The sequence below is a fragment of the Facklamia sp. P12937 genome, assembly GCF_050409505.1.
Taxonomy (GTDB): domain Bacteria; phylum Bacillota; class Bacilli; order Lactobacillales; family Aerococcaceae; genus Facklamia.
In genome coordinates this window covers 111490-131182 of sequence record NZ_JBNUPI010000002.1, presented here as the reverse complement: position 1 = coordinate 131182, position 19693 = coordinate 111490, and the positions used below count along the sequence as shown (strand labels likewise).

General features: G+C 36.5%; 18 protein-coding genes. 17 read left to right on the top strand and 1 reads right to left on the bottom strand.

Annotated features, from left to right (window positions below):
- The first annotated feature begins 2 nt into the window (after nucleotides 1–2).
- Genes ACQV2R_RS01430 through ACQV2R_RS01420 form a run of 3 tightly spaced genes read left to right on the top strand, consistent with a single transcriptional unit; the run spans nucleotide 3 to nucleotide 2707 of the window.
- Nucleotides 3–920, top strand: coding sequence for an ABC transporter substrate-binding protein (locus ACQV2R_RS01430; protein ID WP_428873822.1), 918 nt, complete (start codon nucleotides 3–5; stop codon nucleotides 918–920).
- Nucleotides 907–1959, top strand: a complete 1053-nt coding sequence (locus tag ACQV2R_RS01425) for a FecCD family ABC transporter permease (RefSeq protein WP_428873821.1) — start codon at nucleotides 907–909, stop codon at nucleotides 1957–1959. Before ACQV2R_RS01430 ends, ACQV2R_RS01425 begins: the two co-directional genes overlap by 14 nt.
- Nucleotides 1952–2707, top strand: a complete 756-nt coding sequence (locus tag ACQV2R_RS01420) for an ABC transporter ATP-binding protein (RefSeq protein ID WP_428876427.1) — start codon at nucleotides 1952–1954, stop codon at nucleotides 2705–2707. Before ACQV2R_RS01425 ends, ACQV2R_RS01420 begins: the two co-directional genes overlap by 8 nt.
- On the opposite strand, the gene ACQV2R_RS01415 is transcribed toward ACQV2R_RS01420, so the two are convergent.
- Entirely contained in the window at nucleotides 2692–3150 is a 459-nt protein-coding gene (locus ACQV2R_RS01415; RefSeq protein WP_428891719.1) for a kinase/pyrophosphorylase, read from the bottom strand. The genes ACQV2R_RS01420 and ACQV2R_RS01415 overlap by 16 nt on opposite strands.
- Nucleotides 3151–3250: 100 nt before the next feature.
- Between ACQV2R_RS01415 and ACQV2R_RS01410 the strand changes: the two genes are divergently transcribed.
- The 14 genes from ACQV2R_RS01410 to recJ all read left to right on the top strand — a co-directional run bounded on the left by ACQV2R_RS01410 (nucleotide 3251) and on the right by recJ (nucleotide 19692).
- A complete protein-coding gene (locus ACQV2R_RS01410; protein WP_428873819.1) occupies nucleotides 3251–3748 on the top strand; it encodes a Fur family transcriptional regulator in 498 nt (165 codons plus the stop codon).
- Nucleotides 3749–3872: 124 nt separating this feature from the next.
- Nucleotides 3873–4046 carry a 30S ribosomal protein S21 gene (gene rpsU / locus ACQV2R_RS01405; protein WP_066126806.1) on the top strand — a complete coding sequence of 58 codons (174 nt, stop codon included), beginning with the start codon at nucleotides 3873–3875 and terminating at the stop codon, nucleotides 4044–4046.
- A gap of 178 nt (nucleotides 4047–4224) precedes the next feature.
- A complete protein-coding gene (locus ACQV2R_RS01400; protein WP_428873818.1) occupies nucleotides 4225–5247 on the top strand; it encodes a PhoH family protein in 1023 nt (340 codons plus the stop codon).
- Nucleotides 5219–7441 carry an HD family phosphohydrolase gene (locus ACQV2R_RS01395; protein ID WP_428881719.1) on the top strand — a complete coding sequence of 741 codons (2223 nt, stop codon included), beginning with the start codon at nucleotides 5219–5221 and terminating at the stop codon, nucleotides 7439–7441. The genes ACQV2R_RS01400 and ACQV2R_RS01395 overlap by 29 nt, the downstream gene beginning before the upstream one ends.
- Nucleotides 7442–7451: 10 nt before the next feature.
- The gene (gene ybeY / locus ACQV2R_RS01390; RefSeq protein WP_428875802.1) at nucleotides 7452–7934 is read left to right on the top strand and encodes an rRNA maturation RNase YbeY; all 483 of its coding nucleotides are present in this window, start codon (nucleotides 7452–7454) and stop codon (nucleotides 7932–7934) included.
- Complete coding sequence (locus tag ACQV2R_RS01385) at nucleotides 7918–8295, top strand: diacylglycerol kinase family protein (RefSeq protein ID WP_428873815.1); 378 nt, start codon at nucleotides 7918–7920, stop codon at nucleotides 8293–8295. Before ybeY ends, ACQV2R_RS01385 begins: the two co-directional genes overlap by 17 nt.
- Nucleotides 8296–8328: 33 nt before the next feature.
- Nucleotides 8329–9231: a GTPase Era gene (gene era, locus ACQV2R_RS01380; protein WP_428873814.1), complete on the top strand. Its 903-nt coding sequence runs from the start codon at nucleotides 8329–8331 to the stop codon at nucleotides 9229–9231.
- Between the two features lie 14 nt (nucleotides 9232–9245).
- Entirely contained in the window at nucleotides 9246–10025 is a 780-nt protein-coding gene (gene recO, locus ACQV2R_RS01375; protein WP_428873813.1) for a DNA repair protein RecO, read from the top strand.
- A 235-nt stretch (nucleotides 10026–10260) separates the two neighbouring features.
- Nucleotides 10261–11148 carry a glycine--tRNA ligase subunit alpha gene (gene glyQ / locus ACQV2R_RS01370; RefSeq protein WP_428874679.1) on the top strand — a complete coding sequence of 296 codons (888 nt, stop codon included), beginning with the start codon at nucleotides 10261–10263 and terminating at the stop codon, nucleotides 11146–11148.
- Nucleotides 11149–11158: 10 nt separating this feature from the next.
- Nucleotides 11159–13210 carry a glycine--tRNA ligase subunit beta gene (gene glyS / locus ACQV2R_RS01365; RefSeq protein WP_428891718.1) on the top strand — a complete coding sequence of 684 codons (2052 nt, stop codon included), beginning with the start codon at nucleotides 11159–11161 and terminating at the stop codon, nucleotides 13208–13210.
- A gap of 19 nt (nucleotides 13211–13229) precedes the next feature.
- Nucleotides 13230–14534, top strand: a complete 1305-nt coding sequence (gene obgE, locus ACQV2R_RS01360; RefSeq protein ID WP_428873810.1) for a GTPase ObgE — start codon at nucleotides 13230–13232, stop codon at nucleotides 14532–14534.
- Nucleotides 14535–14545: 11 nt separating this feature from the next.
- The gene (locus ACQV2R_RS01355) at nucleotides 14546–16390 is read left to right on the top strand and encodes an acyltransferase family protein (protein ID WP_428891717.1); all 1845 of its coding nucleotides are present in this window, start codon (nucleotides 14546–14548) and stop codon (nucleotides 16388–16390) included.
- Between the two features lie 24 nt (nucleotides 16391–16414).
- Complete coding sequence (gene rnz / locus ACQV2R_RS01350) at nucleotides 16415–17344, top strand: ribonuclease Z (protein ID WP_428873808.1); 930 nt, start codon at nucleotides 16415–16417, stop codon at nucleotides 17342–17344.
- Between the two features lie 29 nt (nucleotides 17345–17373).
- Entirely contained in the window at nucleotides 17374–19692 is a 2319-nt protein-coding gene (recJ, locus tag ACQV2R_RS01345; RefSeq protein ID WP_428891716.1) for a single-stranded-DNA-specific exonuclease RecJ, read from the top strand.
- The last annotated feature ends 1 nt before the right edge of the window (nucleotide 19693 follow it).

Sequence of the window (19693 nt, the reverse complement as noted above, 5' to 3'; positions counted from 1 at the left end):
AAATGAATAAAAAAATTGCTGTTTTAATGATGTTTGTGATGACTCTGTTTACCGGACAAATGGTATCTAGTGAAGAAACGACGGTTCTCACATTGACCGATATGGTTGGTAGAGAAGTTGTGCTTGAAGAGGGACCCGTTGATGAAATTGTTACTTTAATGCCAGCAGATGCTGAGATACTCTTTGAAATAGGAGCAGGAGACACTATTGTGGGTCGAGGAACTTATGTAGACTTCCCGGCAGATGAAGTGGAAGAGATTCCAGCTATCGCTACTGGTGAAAATTTAAATATTGAAGAAATTATTGCCCTAGACCCAGAAGTGGTTGTGATGACTGCTATGTCCTTAACTGAAGATCAAATGACTGCTATTGAAGACGCAGGAATTACCGTCTTGGTGACAGATGCCCAGACAATTGAGGAAGTCTATGAAGCAATCGATTTGCTCGGTCAATTAGTTGGTAAAGAAGAAGAAGCAGACCAATTAATTGAAGAAATGGAAACAGTCTTTAAAGAGTTTGAAGAAAAAGCTGACCAAGAAGAAGAATCTAAGAGTGTTTATTATGAAGTTTCTCCGCTAGAGTTTGGCTTATGGACTGCTGGTTCTGAAACCTTCATGGATGAAATTGGACAGATGTTGAATTTAGAAAATGTTTTTGCAGATCAAAAATCCTTTGTTGAAGTCTCAGAAGAACAAGTTTTATTAGCCAATCCACAAGTAATCATTACTACTTCTCTTCCTATGGATGAAGAGGCTCCTTCTCCTGAAGAAGAAATTATGCAACGCAAAGAATGGGATGACCTTTCAGCTGTAAAAAATGATAAAGTTTTTGCAGTAGACAATTCTGCTTTCACTAGACCTGGACCGCGCTTGATGGATGCTGTCAAAGAACTATATGATCTAGTTTATGGCACAGAATAAGAGCTGGCAGCTTTCACAATCAGCTAAAAAAAGTGTCGTAAAATTAGTCCTGATGGTGTCAATAACTCTCTTAATACTAGCTATGGCTTTGATTATAGGAAGTGTGAAAATTTCTTTTACTGACTTGTATCAAGTGCTAGAAAATCAAGTCTTAAATCAATCAATGACCGACTTGGAACAACAGGCAACCATCTTACTTGCTGTTAGACTACCTCGTTTACTCACTGCTTTTTTAATCGGCATGGCCCTTTCTTTGAGTGGAATGACCATGCAAAGCTTGTTAATGAACCCCTTGGCTGATGGCTCTACCTTGGGAGTTTCAGCTGGAGCAAGCTTGGGTGCTGGCATTGCTATCGTCATTGGGATTCCTTCCTTTATCCAAAGGCAAGGAATCTTTTTGATGGCGGTGATCTTTGCTTTTGGATCACTAGTATTGATTTTATCTTTTTCTTATTATTTGGATAAACAGTTAAAGAATATGACTGTTATCTTAACTGGAATCGTCTTTACCATGCTGGTCTCTTCATTAATGAATATTTTAATGATTATTAGCAAAGAAAAGCTGCCTTCTTTAGTTTTTTGGACTTTAGGGTCGCTTTCAGGCTCCAGGTATACCGATGTTTGGGTAATGGGTGTTTGCGTCATAATAATGGGTGGCTATATTGTTATGAAATGGCAAGAATTGAACGCTTTTTCAATGGGGGAAAACATCGCAAGAAATATTGGGATAAACATAGTCTCTGTTCGAATTAAATTGTTTATTGCCACTTCCATCTTGATTGGTGTTGCTGTTTCAATAGGCGGTTCGATACCTTTTGTAGGTTTAATAACCCCCCATATTAGTCGTTTAATTGTGGGCTCCAATCATAGACGTTTGATTCCTTGGACTCTATTTATTGGTGGTAACTTTATGGTGGTAACCGATTTATTAGCTCGCACCATTGCCTCCCCCCTTGAAATACCAATAGGGGCAATCACTTCCTTATTTGGCAGCTGTATTTTTATTCTTATCTTTGCTAGGGGGAAGCGTAATGCTTAAAGTTAATAAACTCAAAATGGAATTAGATAAAAAAATAATTTTACATGACATTAATTTTGAAGTAGCCGAGGGTGATTGGTTGATGATTTGTGGACCAAACGGATCAGGAAAAACCTCATTAATAAAAGCTCTATCTGGTCAAAATCCCTACACTGGAGAAATTGAGATCTATGGCAGCAACCTTCGGCTTTTAAAAAGCAATCAAAAGGCAATGATTTTTGGTGTTTTAGACCAACATCCTGGTTCAGACTTTGATTTTACTGTAGAAGAATTAGTGCGTATGGGACGCTACCCACATCTTAAAGGCTGGTTTAAGAGCTGGACAGACATAGATCAAGAGGCGCTTGAAAGAGTCCTGCTTCAAACCAATCTATATCAAAAGCGTAAGCGATCAGTTCAAAGCTTATCAGGAGGAGAAAGGCAGCGAGCATACTTAGCTCAACTTTTTTTACAGGATCCTAAGTTATTAATATTAGATGAACCAAGTAATCATTTAGACTTAATATATGAGCAAAACCTTTTTAGAACACTTAAAGAGTGGTTGCAGCAGCCAGGACGATCCATTATTACAGTTATGCACGATTTGAGTCTTGCTAAAAAATATGGAAATCGGGCTCTATTGTTAAAAGAGGGACATCAAGTAGTTTTTAATGATGTGTCTAAGGCTTTGTCTTCAGAAAAATTAAATAGCAGTTATCAAATGGATATTACGAGTTATTTAAAAGAAAAATATCAACAATGGCAATGATAATAACCCCTAAATGTTTTTACGTCAACATTTAGGGGTGTTTTTGAAGGGTGTGAGACAGCTAATAAGATAATATCTGCTTCGATAAAAATTTTGGGCTCTTTTCCATCAGCATAGCGCATGGCAAATTCCACGGCATTAATACGGTCAAAATATTCATGGTTTAACTCGTTTTGAGCACCGATAGTTTGACTTGTTTTTTCGGTAAGTTGTGATACCACTTGAGTAAAGGGTGGTGATAAATTAAAGAAATGTAAATTATTCATTATGCAAAAAGATTCGGCCTCTTTAGCTTGATGATTTTTAGCCTCTTGTAGAACCCCTTGCAAGCGCGAGCTTGTTGAAATGAAGACATATTTGTGCAATAATATATGAACATATGGGAATTGATAGGCTACTGCTTTAGCAACTCTTAAGGTGGTCTCACCAATTGAATCCGATATGATAAAAAATGAAGTGGTAACGGATTTGCTTGATTCCTAATGGCTATCCAGTTAATGAATTAATTTAAGTTTACCATATTTCTTGAAAGAGGTGACAGAATTGAAAGAAGTTAGATTAAATGAAGGTCAGTTAGCTCCAGAAGTTCAACAACTTATTGATCAAGGTTTAAAGACTCTAAAAAAAGAAGGATTTAAAATGACCAAGAAGCGCCGAGAAATACTTTCCCTCTTTGCTGAAAACCAACGCTACCTATCTGCTTTGGGCATTCATAAAGCATTGGAAGAGAAGTATCCGACCATGTCTTATAATACTACTTATCGTAACCTCTATGATTTCGTTGAAGTGGGTATTCTTGAAACGACGGAATACCAACAAGAACAACTATTTCGATATAATTGCCATTTAACTCATGGCACAGACCATCACCATCACCATCATTTTATTTGCACCAATTGTGGTAAAACAATTCTACTTGATGCTTGTCCCATGCAACATATTACAACCGATTTATCCTCAGTTGAAATAAGGAGTCACCGCTTTGAAGTCTTTGGCCTGTGTGCTGAATGTAAAGAAGTATTACAAGATAATCCCGCATAAACTTCACAAAAGTTTTTCTTTGTTCTTGAAAAGCTTTAGATTCATGCTATAATATAGAGAGGACTTTGTTTAGATTATTATTTCTAAGGAAAGGTTACTATAAGCTCGGGGGGAGGGGAACCAGATGTCAAAAACAGTAGTTCGTGATAACGAATCATTGGATGACGCTCTTCGTCGCTTTAAGCGTAACGTTTCTAAAACCGGTACTTTGAGAGAGGCTCGTAAGCGTGAATTTTACGAAAAGCCAAGTGTTCGACGTAAAAAGAAATCAGAAGCAGCTCGTAAACGCAAGTTTTAAGCGTATCGCCTAAGCAACAATATAGAATAAAATATTCTGTTTAAAAAGAATCAGTTTTCTGGTTCTTTTTTATTTTTAAAAAATATCATAATAAGTATTAATATATCGGTCTTTTATTCCATTTTATAAGCATTTTATGGTAATCTTAACTTAGTTTATTAATAAAGGAGACGACTATTTGAATAACAACGAAAAATTCTCAAAACAAGTCACCGTCACAAACACAGATTGGCTAATTTCCTTGTTGGGCAATCATGATAAATACATACGTATGATTGAAGATAGTTTCGAAGTAGAAATAACCAACCGCGGTGAAATAATTAACATTATTGGTGAGCGTGAAGAGACAGTGGAGTCTGTTCGTCAAATCCTCCTAAACCTTATTCAACTTTTGGAAAGGCGAATCACCCCTCGATCCATGGATGTCATGACAGCCATTAAAATGGCAAAAAGTAATAAATTAGATTTTTTTCTCAACCTTTACGAAGAAGTGGTGGGTCGTTCTGCAGATGGAACAGCTATTCGTGCCAAAAACTTTGGACAGTTACAATACGTTAGAGCTGTTAACCGACAAGACGTTGTCTTTGGTATGGGACCTGCTGGAACTGGAAAGACCTACTTGGCTGTTTTGATGGCTGTCCAGGCTATGCGAGAAGGTAAAGTGAAAAAAATAATACTGACACGCCCAGCAGTCGAAGCTGGAGAAAACCTTGGTTTCTTACCAGGTGATTTGAAAGAAAAAGTAGATCCTTACTTAAGACCAATATACGATGCCTTATATAACATTTACGGAACGGAACAAACCAACCGTCTAATGGAAAGAGGCATTATCGAAATTGCGCCATTGGCTTATATGAGAGGTCGAACCCTAGACGATGCTTTTGTTATTTTAGATGAGGCTCAAAATACAACAATTGCACAAATGAAAATGTTCTTAACTCGATTAGGCTTTGGCTCAAAAATGATTATAAATGGCGATCAGTCACAAATTGACCTACCTAAAGGGGTAAAATCTGGATTGATTGACGCCTATCATAAATTAAGAAAGGTTAAACGCATTGAATTTGTATCTTTTGATGAGTTCGATGTGGTTCGTCATCCAGTAGTTGCGGATATTATTAGAGCTTATAGCAAAGAACCCATGATTGAAAACCTTCCAAGGAGAGAAGAAAATGAATCGTCGACTACAGTTACTTCATGAGCGTTTAGGTAAAGTCTTTATACCTCTTATTACATTCATACTATCCTTAGCAATTTTTTTAATTGGCTATCAACACGTCAAACCAGAAGTTTATCACTTTGAATTGAATCAAGTAGCAGATGAAACAATTTTAGCGCCTGTGACGATGGAAGATGTTGAGCAGACAAAAGCCAATCAACAAAGAGCTAAGGATGCTATTAATGATATCTATTTATATCAAGAAGATATCAGGATTCAGGAAATTACGCGGATTGAGCAGTTTTTTGGCTTTGTTCGTGAGGCTCGTAATGGTAAGTACTCACGAGACGGTGTAATTGATTCTTTAAAGAATGCATCTAAAGAAAAGCCACTGGATCAATCTTTTAATGAAAAGGTCAATAATTTACCAACTAAAAAAACCAACTTCGATAATTTATCCGAGGCGCAAAAGCGAACAGTGATTCAAGCACAATTACAAATGGTAGATGAAAATGTTTTTAATTTGTTTGATCAGCTTTCTAACCGCTCAATTGATCAAGTTTTTAAAATCAGTCCCTTAGAACTATCTGAATTACAATCGAATTTAACTGATTTTATATCCGAGAGTCTTGCTCAAGAATTAGGTCCTGATCAAGTTGATAAAGAGTTGGACAAATATCGTTTACAAATCACATCTTCCGATATGTCAGAGCTTGCTCAGCAAACGACTTTAAACTTTTTAGGCGCCTTGATAAAACCAACGATGGTATATTCGGAGTCAGAAACAAATCGCTTAAAGGAAGAAGCAGCTTCCAAAGTTCAAACATCTTATATTCTACAAGGACAAGTTATTGTTCAAGAAGGTCATATTATCAATCAAAATAATATGCGACAACTTGAGATGTTTGGTTACTTGGATGCATCGACTAAGCAATATCTCATGCCAGTCTTTGTTCTATTAATTTTTGTCCATGCTTTTCTATTCGTTTATATCTTTTCTGATAAATTAAATTGGACAGATTTAAGCCGTGCGAATATGCAGGCTACTGCTTATATGATTATTGTTTTTGGGTCGTTGATCATGGCCAAGATGGGACATTTCTTCCAACAGGCAGGTCTAGAGTATGGTATGTTGCTTCTACCTTTGATGATTTTACCAGGATATTTAAAAGAAAAATCTTCCTATAAAGTAACATTGTTAGCATTTCTATTTATTAATATCTTTGCTATTTTTATAGTTAGTGATTTAGACAATCAAACTGTTGTAACCTTCATCAGTTTATTTTACCTATTTACTACCATTGTTTCCGTTTTACTGACTACTTTTTCTGATCGTCAGGCGATGAAAGTAGAAAAAAGAGTGGCCTTAAATATCATTTGGCAGTTCATAATTGCTTTGCCTCTAATGGCTGTTCTTACAATTCCTATATTATCTCGTCAGGCTTTTATCATCCTAATAATGACAATTGCAGCTAATTTACTTGGCTTGTTATTAATCGCTGTTTTTGAACCCTACTGGGAGCAACTTTTATCCAGTCGTTCAGCCATGACGATGAATCAGTTAGCTAATTTAAATCATCCCTTATTAAAATTGTTGATTGAAAAAGCACCGGGAACCTATCATCATTCAATTATGGTGGCTAATTTAGCAGCGAATGCCGTGGAAGCCATAGGCGGGGATTCCTTGACCACCCGGGTAGCCTCTTACTATCATGATGTTGGAAAGACAGTCCATCCCCTATTCTTCGTTGAAAACTTATCTGGAGGCATTGAATCACCTCACCGCATGGTAGGGCCAGATGAGTCTGCTAAAATTATTATTGATCATGTTGCTCAAGGTGTAAAATTATTAGAAGAGTACCGTATGCCTCAGTCTGTTATTGATTTATGTAAAGAACACCATGGCACAACCATGACTAGCTATTTTTATTACCAAGCTAAAGAGCAAAAAATGCCTATTAATCCAGAGACCTTTAGATATCCTGGCCCGATTCCACAATCAAAAGAATCCGCTATAGTGATGATTGCAGATTCAATGGAAGCAGCCTCTCGAACAATGAAAGAACATACTCAAAAGAGTATTGAAGAATTACTGGATTCCATAATTGCGAGTAAGATTAACGATGGCCAATTTGCCGATTGTGGGTTGACGGTTGATGAACTAAAAACAGTAAGAAAGTCACTAATTTTAGGGATAGCTAGTATGTATCACACACGTGTGGAATATCCTAAATAAGGAGAAGAAAATGCAAGTTGAATTAATTGATGAAGGTCAGAGGCTGACTGAAAAACAAAAACAGATTATCTTAGACTTAATTGATCAAGCAGGCTTAAAAATCGCTGCTCCTACTCAAGCAGAATTAGACATAACCATCGTCGATAATCACACCATTCGCCAATTGAATCGCGACTACCGTGGTATTGACCGAGCAACGGATGTGCTATCTTTTGCTTTAATGGAGGGGGAAGAACCAATAGATTGGTCAGTTATCAGCTCAAATGAAGTTCAAGAGCCAATCAATCTTCACTTGGGAGATATTATTATTTCAATCGAACGAGCGCTTGAACAAGCCAGTGAATACAACCACTCTCTAGAAAGAGAGTTGGGATTTCTAGCTGTCCACGGTTTCTTACACTTAAATGGTTATGATCACCAAACCATTGAAACTGAGAAAGAGATGTTTGCAATTCAAGAAGAGGTGCTGAGTGAATATGGACTCACAAGATAATCCTTTTAAGAATTCAAATTTTTTCCAGTCTTTTATTTGTGCCAGCCAAGGATTTTTTCAAGCAATTAAAAGTGAAAGAAATCTAAAAATCCACTTATTTTTTGCTTTAGTGGCAGTCCTTTTAGCCTTTTATTTTAAATTTGAACCACTGAAATGGACGATTTTACTATTAACTATTGGCCTTGTTATCTTTTCCGAATTAATCAATACAGCAATAGAAGCGGTTATTGATTTAATTGTAGCAGACCAATGGCATCCCTTAGCGAAAAAGGCAAAAGATATCGCTGCTGCTTCTGTTTTAATGACAGCAATCATTTCCATTATAATCGGGGCTATACTATTTCTCCCCTATTTATTTTAAAAGGTGACAATTAATCATACTAAAGGAGTTTAAATGAAAAAAGATTTTAAATCGGGTTTTGTAGCTATTCTTGGCCGTCCCAATGTTGGGAAATCAACTTTATTAAATCAAATTATTGGCCAAAAAATAGCGATTATGTCTGATAAAGCCCAAACAACCCGCAATAAAATTCAGGGTGTCTATACCCGTGAAGACTCACAAATCATTTTTATTGATACCCCCGGAATCCATAAACCCAAGCATGCTTTAGGAGACTTCATGATAAAAACAGCCTATTCCTCTTTGAGTGGGGTGGATGCAGTGATTATGGTAGTCAATGCGACAGAAAAAATAGGACCTGGCGATCAATTTATTATCAATCGTTTAAAAGATGTCCAGCAACCAGTCTTTTTAGTTATTAATAAAGTAGATCTGATTGAAAAAAATTTGCTTTTTGATATTATCACTAAATATCAAGATGCTTATGATTTTGATCAGATTATCCCTTTATCTGCACTTACAGGTGAAAATGTCGAAGCTTTATTAGACCAACTGACACTCAGCTTGCCAGATGGCCCCCAATATTACCCGGCTGACCAGGTAATGGATCATCCTGAGTATTTCCTCGTTGCGGAGTTAATTCGTGAAAAGATTTTAATGTTAACACGCGAAGAAATTCCTCATTCAGTAGCCGTCCAAGTCCAATCCATGCAAAAAAATGCTGATGACAAGGTAGAAGTACTAGCTACAATAATCGTGGAACGTAAAAGCCAAAAGGGAATAATTATTGGTGCTCAAGGATCAATGATTAAAAAGATAGGTCATCTGGCACGACGTGATATTGAAAAGCTTTTAGCAACCAAAGTCTATTTAGACTTATGGGTCAAGGTGCAAAAAGATTGGCGGGATCGTCAAAGTAATTTAAATGAATTGGGCTATCAGAGTGAGAATTATTAATAAGGAGAGTGCCAATGAACGAAAAATTTACCGGAATTGTTTTGTTTATTCGGCCGTACCGCGAAAAAGATAGTCTAGTTAAAATTTTTACACGTGAATTTGGTACTAAAATGTTTTTTGTAAGAGGTTTACAGTCACTCAATCATCCCCTTAAAAAGCATTTAATCCCATTGACAGAACATCAATATTGGGGAACTATTAAGCAACAGGGTTTGTCCTTTTTGAAAGAAGGTCAAACCCTTAACCTCTTTCGATCCATTCAATCTGATCCCTTTAAGCAAGCGCATGCTGCTTATATAAGTCAACTAGTGGATGCCAGTGTGGATGATAATAGCAAAGATCAACAGCTATTTGATTTTTTCCAAGCTACTCTAAGCAGTCTCAATGAGCGTGAAGATGCCCGGCCTATTCAATTACTTTTGCAACTTAAACTTTTGCAACGCTTCGGGCTTCAATTAAATATGAAAAATTGTGTAGTCTGCGGATCGAGCCAGAGGATTGAGGACTTTTCGATGGTCCATTTGGGTGTTTTGTGTCATAACCATTTAGATAAAGATCCCAACCGAATGCATCTTAGTTCTAAGCAAGTCAAAATTTTACAACTCTTTAATGAAATTAAACTGAATCAATTAGGACAAGTCTCAATTTCAGACCTTTCTTACAAAAAAATTGATGAATTGATCTTCACCATCTACCATGAACAAGTAGGGATTAAATTAAAAGGAGAATCTTATCTCAATCAATTATATAAAGTAGCCGACCAATTGAAAATCAGTAAAAATCAAGGAAGATAATTGACAAAAAGCTTTATAATTAGTAGAATTTTAACAAGCCAAAGCAATTAAAAGAAGATAGTAAAGCGACTCTAGGCAGGTGAAAGCTAGAGCAAATCGAATGGTCCTTTGGGTTAACAAATGAATTTTAAGAGTGCTAGTCTAACTAGAATTAGGGTGGAACCGCGAATTTATTTCGTCCCTATGACCTCCAAAGGGGTCATAGGGACTTTTATTTTAAGAAAGAGGTGTCAAAATGGCAGTTGAATCGTTACAAGATATGATTTTAACCTTGCAAAATTTTTGGTCAAAGAAAGGATGTTTGATCCTTCAATCCTATGATACTGAAAAAGGAGCCGGAACCATGAGCCCCTATACCTTTTTAAGGGCTAATGGACCAGAACCTTGGAATGCCGCTTATGTCGAACCGTCAAGACGACCTGCTGATGGAAGATACGGTGAAAATCCTAACCGCTTATACCAACACCATCAGTTTCAAGTGGTTATGAAGCCTTCTCCTCTTGCTATACAAGAATATTACCTGGATTCATTGATTGAATTAGGCATTGATCCCCTAGAGCATGATATACGGTTTGTAGAAGATAATTGGGAAAACCCTTCCTTGGGTTGTGCGGGACTGGGATGGGAAGTTTGGATTGATGGTATGGAAGTGACTCAATTTACCTACTTCCAACAAGTGGGGGGATTAAAGTGTGATCCGGTAATGTCAGAGATTACTTATGGCTTGGAGCGTCTTGCTATGTATATTTTTGATGTGGAAAATGTCTATGATTTAGAGTGGGCCAAAGGCGTGAAGTATGGCGAAATCTTTTTCCAACAAGAATATGAGCAGTCTAAATATTCTTTTGAATTAGCTGATACTGACTTATTAATGAAGCAGTATGAAGCTTATGAAAAAGAAGCCAACCGTTTACTTGAGGAAAACTTAGTTCATCCAGCCTATGATTATATTTTAAAGACCAGTCATACCTTCAACTTAATGGATGCTAGAGGGATGATTTCGGCATCAGATCGCCCTGCTTATTTAGGACGTGTTCGTAAATTAGCTCGCGGTATTGCTAAGACCTTCGTACAAGAAAGAGAAAAACTTGGATTTCCATTATTAAAAGAAAATAAGAACTAGGAGGATTGCTATGAGAGATTATTTATTAGAAGTAGGAATGGAAGAAATTCCAGCTAGATTTTTATTGAAATTGCGTGATCAATTAGCCGAAAAACTTGCAGCATTTCTTGCAGAAGAAAGAATCAGCTTTCAATCCATTGAAACTTACGCAACTCCTAGAAGATTAGCTCTAAGAGTAGAAGGTTTATCTGATCAGCAATCAGCTTTAGAAGAAGAAGTAAGAGGACCGTCCATAAAAGTTGGACAAGATAACGAAGGGAATCTGACGAAAGCTGCATTGGGCTTCTTAAAAGGTCAAGCCTGTCAAGAGGAAGACTTATTTGTTAAAGAAGTTAAAGGAACTGACTACCTCTTTGTGAATAAGGTGGCTGAGCAGAAGAAAGTAGAAGAAGTGTTAAAAGCTATCCCAACTGTTCTTGCCAGTATGCATTTCCCAGTTACCATGCGGTGGTCAGATTTAAATTTAGAATATATTCGTCCGATTCATTGGATACTTTCATTACTAGAAGATCAGGTGATTAACTTTGAATTTGCTGGTATTCAGGCGAATAATTTTTCACATGGTCATCGTTTTCTAACTAAAAATGACAAAGTTATAATTAAAAATAGTCGTGACTATGAAAACGCACTAGAAAAGATGTATGTGATTGCCAGTTTTGAAAAACGACAAGAGAAGATTTACCAGCAAATTCAAGCGATTGAAGATGAAAGGGGCTGGGTTATACCGGAAAATGATGAATTACTAGAAGAGGTAACAGCCATTGTCGAGTGGCCAACTGCTTTTTACGGCAGTTTTGAGGAAAAATATTTAGAAATTCCCCAAGAAATGGTCATCACAGCAATGCGTGATCATCAACGTTATTTTTATGTTTTAGATCCTAAAAGCAAAGAATTGTTGCCTTATTTTATTTCAGTACGAAATGGTAATGATCAGCATATTGATCAAGTCATTAAAGGTAATCAAAAGGTATTAAGAGCTCGTTTAGCAGATGGTTTATTCTTTTACCAAGAAGATTTAAAATTATCTTTAAAAGAAGACTTAGCTAAATTATCAAGCTTGAAAGAGCATTTTAAGTTAGGTACTTATAGTCAAAAACAAGAACGTGTTAAACACTTGCTTGAAGAATTGATGGATTTTATCGATTTATCTGCTCAAGATCAAAAGACCATTTTGCGTGCTAGTGAGATTTACAAGTTTGATCTTGTGACTCAAGCGGTAAATGAGTTTGCCGAATTACAAGGTGTCATTGGTGGGATTTATGCCAAACATTATGGTGAAGAAGATAGTGTAGCGCAAGCAATTGCTCAGCAATACCTACCAACTTCGGCTGGAGGGAAATTACCTGATAAACCTGCGGCTGCCGCCTTATCGATTGCAGATAAATTAGACAGTCTAATTGCTTACTTCAAAGCGGATATGATACCAACAGGGTCTAATGATCCTTATGCATTAAGAAGACAAGCCATGGGATTAATTGACATTCTTTTAGACCAATCTTGGAATATCGATTTAAAGAGCTTGTTAGTGAAGATTAACCATGAAGATGCTGATTCAGCAGCCGATTACTTAAATGATTTGCTTAGTTTTATAGAAGCTCGGATTCAAGTTAGATTAGGTAATCTAGGAATGGATTACGATATTATTCAAGCAGCACTCGCACAAAAACAACTAAATCCTGTAAAAATAAAAGAAACGGCTAAAAGTTTACAAGACTTCAAAGCTGCCAAACCGGTTGAGTTTTCAAAAATGATTGAAAACTTGGCACGAGTAGTTAATTTAGGTGAAAAGGTTAGCGAGCAAGTTAAAATCACTGATAACCTAGCTGAAAGTCAACTAGAAAAGGACTTAATTGAAAAGATAGTGGCAATAGAGGACTTACAAGACACCTCAAGATTAATGGAATATTTTGAAAGCATTAGTCCAATGATTGCTTCATATTTAGAACTACATATGGTTAACGCTGACCAAGAAGCTCTTCGCCATAATCGCTATCAAATGATGTACCAATTAACACAAACAATTCTCAGTCTCATGGATCCTAGAAAAGTGGTCCATAAATAAGAGTAAAGGAGCGATAATAATGTCTACCTTTTTAGATCGCGCAAAAGTGAAGGTAATTGCTGGTAAAGGTGGCGACGGAATGGTCGCTTTCCTAAGAGAAAAATATCGACCAGATGGTGGACCTGCAGGAGGAGATGGCGGCCGCGGTGGCGATGTCATTTTTCGAGTGGATGAAGGCCTTCATACTTTGATGGATTTTAGATACAATCGTCAATTCAAAGCGCATAACGGGGAAAATGGAATGAGTAAGAGTAAATATGGAGCGAATGCAGAAGACCTTTATGTAAAAGTTCCACCAGGAACCTCTGTTTATGACGAAGCAAGCGGTAGACTCATTGCCGATTTAGTGGACCATGGACAAGAAGTAATTGTTGCTAAAGGAGGGAGAGGGGGGCGTGGAAACATACGCTTTGCCACGCATAAAAACCCTGCTCCTTCAATTGCTGAAAATGGAGAACCAGGTCAAGCCTTGGAGTTACAATTGGAACTTAAAGTTCTAGCAGATGTGGGCTTGGTTGGTTATCCAAGCGTGGGCAAATCAACCCTATTGTCCATTATTTCTAATGCTAAACCCAAAGTAGCAGATTATCAATTTACTACCTTAGTACCCAACTTGGGAGTGGTTAAAATTGCTGATGGTCAGGAATTTGTCGTTGCAGACATGCCGGGCCTTATTGATGGTGCTTCTGATGGTGTTGGTTTAGGTATTGATTTCTTACGCCACATTGAAAGAACTAAAACGTTATTACATATTGTGGATATGGCAGCGGTACATGAACGCGATCCCTTTGAAGATTTTTCTTCTATTATGCAAGAGTTAGCTAATTATCATCCTCGTCTTTTAGAAAGACCCATGTTGATTGTGGCTAATAAAATGGATTTAGATCAAGCTAAAGATAATTTAAAAGTATTTGAAGAAAAAATATCTGATTATTATCAGAATTTAAATCTTTCTATTCCAAAAATTTATCAAATTTCAGCTTGGCAAGCCCAGGGAATTGATTCATTGATGCGAGCAACAGCTCAATTAGTTGCCTCCAGTGACTTTATACCCTTGGAGGAAAAAGAAAGTGATCATAAAAATTATACGATCGACGAAAGCCCTGATTTTACTGTTCGTAAACTTGAAGAAGGTTATTGGGAATTAGAAGGTGAAAAGATTATCAAGCTTTATAAAATGACCAATACAGCTCATGATGAAAGTTTACAACGCTTTGCACGTCAACTGCGATCAATGGGTGTCGATCAAGCCTTGAGAGAAGCTGGCGCGAAAAATGGCGATACAGTTTACTTAGAGGATTATCAATTTGAGTTTATTGATTAGGTGGTTTTAATATGCAAAATAAAGTTAAACAAGGGCGTATCCCAATTTTTGACGGTCTTAAGGGAATCGCAATACTGCTAATCATTGCTTATTACTACTTTGAACATATTGTTCCAGGTGGTTTCCTTGCAGTTAATCTATTTCTTTTCATAGCTGGTTTTTTTAACTTTAGACATTTTTATTTAAAAGATATACAAGCTAGAAAAGAGTCCTTTTGGCAATTTATATATAAGCGTTTTGAAAGACTTTTTTTCCCTACTTTATTCGTAGTTTTAACTACGTCTACCTATATTTTACTTTTTAACCGTGATTTTTTATCTAATATTCGGTGGATGGGATTAAGTTCACTCACATTTATTAACAATTATTATCAGATTTTTAATCAACAGTCTTACTTTGTTCAAGCGGCTAATCCAAGTCCCTTTACACATTTGTGGTACGTCTCTTTATATGGACAATTGGTTATTTTAACACCTATTTTAATATTTTTACTTTACAGTTGGCATAAAAAACCTCAAGTAACTATTCGTATGTTATTGATTATTTCAGCCTTATCCGCTTTTTTAATGGGCTATCTTTATAAAGATAACCAAGATCCTACCCGAATTTACTATGATCTTTTAACAAGATTATCTGCTTTTACTCTTGGGGGTTCTTTAGGATTAGCTCTTCCAGTTAATTTATCACCTAAAAAGATTTCATCAAAGAAAATTATGACCATGAATTTTATGGGTTTACTTGCAGTCATTTTTGCTTTCTTCATGATTAAATTCATGTTTGCAACCAAACCTTTTGCTTATCGTTTTGGTTTAACTTTGTTTTCTTTGATTTCTGCTGTAATTGTTGTTTCAAGTATTCATCCAGCAACTATTTGGAACAAAATCTTTCGTTTTAAACTATTTACCTGGATAGGCCAACGATCTTTTTCTTACTATCTATGGTACTATCCTGTCTATCTTTTAATGCCTCAAAACATTAGCTTTATGAATAGGTCTCCATGGTTAAATTATGGTTTTCAGTTGCTTTTGATCATTATTTTAGCTGAAATTACTTACCAATTATTTGAAAAGCGCAGAATTAGTCTTCCAATTGGACAAGACTTTAATTGGCGCAAAATGAAGCATCAATTTGATTATTTAAGCTCTCACCCTCAATCATTAAGAGTAGTGAAATTTATCACAGCGTGTTATATTTTTAATGTCGTGATGGGGGTCATCGCTCTGGCTATTTCTTCACCAGCTAAGGGTGTAGAATCAAGTAAGGAAATTCAAGCCATTATTGAAAACAATATGAATATTGCTGAAGAGTCAAGAAAAACTGAAGAAAGACAAGTAGTTGTTAATAATATCGAAGGCTTAGATCAAGAAGTCTTACTCTATGCTAATGCTTTGGAGATAACTTTCATAGGGGATTCAACTTTAGCTGCAGCCACCGAGCGCTTGAATGATGTATTTCCCAAGGCTGTTTTTGATCCGAAAGTCGGTCGACAACTTTATGAATCTTATGATACGGTATATGGTCTCAATCAAACAGGCGGATTAAAGCCTACTGTGGTAACCATGTTAGGCTCTAATGGAACATTTACAGTTGGTCAAATGGATGATTATATTCAAGCAGTCGGTCTAGACCGTGATCAGTATTATGTCAACGTTTTGGTTGATCGCATTTGGACAGATGATGCTAACCGTCAATTGGTAAGAGCGGCTCAAGAATATGGAAATGTTAGAATTATAGACTGGGCGAATTATGCCCGTGGACACGCTGAATGGTTTGCTGAAGATGGCGTTCATCTAAATGATGAGGGATCATTGGAGTTATCCAAATTTATCGCTAAGGAGATATACCGTCAGCGCTAGTCATAGAAAGAGGTTGATGGAAATATGAAATTACATTTTTTAGGCACAGGTGCTGGGATTCCATCCAGACAAAGAAATGTTTCTTCGCTGGCTTTAAAGTTATTAGATGAGTTGAATGAAATCTGGTTATTTGATTGTGGAGAAGCAACCCAGCATCAAATCTTGGAAACAACCATTCGACCTAGAAAAATAACTAAAATTTTTATTACTCATCTTCATGGAGACCATATTTTTGGCTTGCCAGGACTTCTAAGTTCAAGATCTTTTCAAGGTGGAGAAGACTGTTTAGAAGTTTATGGACCTAAGGGGATAAAAGATTTTATTAAGATTTCCTTAAAATATTCAAAATCCAAACTTGCATACAGTTTAAAAATAACAGAGTTGGTAGACCGAGGTGGCGAGTTAATCTTTGATAATGGCTGGAAGGTTAATTATTTACCTTTAGAACATGGGATTCTTTCTTTTGGCTACCGAGTAGAAGAACCAGATTTACCTGGTCAACTTTTAGTTGAAGAGTTGAAAAAATTTGAGATACCTAATGGTCCAATTTATGGTCAACTCAAACGCGGAGAACGTGTTCAATTAGAAGATGGCAGATGGATAGATGGCCAGAATTTTCTTGCTCCGGATCGACCTGGTAGAATCGTTACCATTTTGGGGGATACCCGTTATTGTCAGAATTCTAAAGTCTTAGCCAGAAAAGCGAATGCTTTAGTCCATGAGGCTACTCATGAAGCAGCGGAAGAAAAAATGGCAAGAGCTTATTACCATTCGACCAGTCATCAAGCAGCCCAAGTGGCTAAAGATAGTCAAGTAGAGGCTCTTTATCTCAATCATATTTCAGCTCGCTACTTAGGCAAGGCTCTCAAGCAACTTGAAAAAGAAGCTTGTTCTATTTTTCCTAACAGTCATCTTGTTAATGACTTTGATGAATATGAAATCCCACTTAATTAATGAGTTTATGATGTGTAAGGAGAATAACGATGTTGTCTAAATACCAATGGCAATTGCCAGAAAATTTAAATGGAAATCAAAACTATCAAAAATTATTAATAGCGGGAGAAGACTATTCGCCCGCTTTTTTAGCAATCTGTTTTAATCGTGGTCTTCATGATCTATCGGCAATAAAAAAAGCCACCGAACAAGAGCCAACTTTATATCATGACCCCTTTGCCTTATATCAAATGGATATAGCAGTAAAACGCATCCATTTAGCCATTGAAAAGGGAGAAAAAATTTTGATTTATGGTGATTATGATGCAGATGGAATCACTTCTTCTTTAATTTTAAAAGAGGCTTTAGATGCTTTAGGAGCTGACAGTCGAGTCTATCTACCCAATCGTTTTAAAGATGGCTACGGTCCCAATATCGATCGTTATCAAGAGTTTATTGAAGAAGGGATTCAATTAATCATCACGGTTGATAATGGAGTGGCAGGTCATGAAGCAATTGAATTTGCTCAAGAAAAGAAGGTCGACGTTATTGTAACTGACCATCACGAGTTACAGGAAACGCTGCCAGCTGCATATGCCATCATACATCCTCGTCACCCTCAGGGAAGTTATCCTTTTGGAGATTTATCTGGAGCAGGTGTCGCATTTAAAGTAGCAACAGCCATCCTTGGTGAAATACCAATAGAAATGTTAGATTTAGCAGCTATTGGTACGGTTGCTGATATGGTCTCTCTCTTAGATGAAAATCGAACAATTGTTATTGGAGGAATCCATCAGTTAGAAGTTACTCAGCGGCCCGGACTACAGCTTCTATTAAACCAACAATTACAGTCAAAAGATGATATATCTGCCGAAACGATTGGTTTTATTATTGGTCCTCGACTCAATGCTGTGGGACGGTTGGGAGATCCTCGACCGGGATTCGATTGGTTGGCAGCTTTTACCGAGCAAGAGGCTAGTCAGTGGCTTGAGTTTATTGAACAGGAAAATTATAAAAGACAGCAATTAGTCACTCAAATTTATCAAGAAGTTACATCAAAATTAGATGTTTTAAAGGAGTTGCCTCGAATTATTTGCCAGACTTCTCCAAATTGGCATCCCGGAGTTTTAGGAATTGTAGCTAGTCGCATTTGTGATAAATACCAGCGCCCATGCCTACTTTTCAACTTTGACAAGAAAAATCATCAGTATAAAGGTTCAGCTAGATCAAAAGAAAACTTTAATCTTTTCAAAAATCTTAGTCAGCTAAAAGGACTATTAAAGCATTTTGGTGGTCATAGCCAAGCGGCTGGTATGACAATTGAAGAAGATAATTGGCAAAAATTTCAGACTGAATTAAGCCAGTTAGCTGATAAACACAAAGATCAAATTTTAGCCAAAACTTCCTTGTCGGTTGATGCTAGACTAAGTTTGACAGATATTAATTTAAAATTAATTGAAGAGATTCAAAAATTAGGACCTTTCGGTATGCATAATCCTAAGCCTATTGTTTTATTTAAGGACTTAAAGATGATTGAAAAAAGAGTAATTGGAGCGAATAAACAACATGTTAAAATGAAATTTAATCAATCAGGCACTGCAAACTCACTAGCTGCCATAGCGTTTAGTATGGCGGATGACTTTGAAGATTGTCAATTGGGTATTCAGTTGGATATGGTTGGAGAACTGTCAATTAACGAATGGAAACAACAAAAAGAATGTCAATTAATTGTCAAAGATTTTAATTTGGAAGGGCAATTGTGGATTGATTACCGAGGGAAAACACATTTTGATAAATTAAAACAGCTGTCTGAGGTGGTTTATTGTTTTCAAGATAAAAAAAATGCGGCACTCTTTTCTGAACAGTTGAAAAACGACTATCAATTGATTAATTATGAAGCATTACCCATTAATTTTAAATATGAAAATCTAGTGTTGATTGAGCCCCCCCAAAATCTTAATAAACTAAAAAAACTTTTAAAGAGTCACGGATGGGAAAAAATTTATTTAGCCAGTGTTGTTGTAGAATCCAGATATTTAGCAGGCTTGCCCCAGCGTCAAGACTTTGCAAAATTGTTCCAACTGCTTAAGCAAGAAGGTAGTCTTCAACTAAAAGATTTACAAGTTCTTTCTAGCTATTTATCAATTCCATTAATAAAAATAAAAACAATGATTGTGGTGTTTTTTGAGGCGGGTTTTGTTACAATAAAAGATGGACTTGTAATCATGAACCAGCTTAAGCAAGCCAACAAACTTGATTTAATGGAGTTGCCTGCCATGAGCAAGTATCAAGAAGCCATGGAAGCAGAAAAATTATTGAATTTTCAAACACTTGATCAAGTGAAAAGCTGGATAAATAAGGAGACTTAAA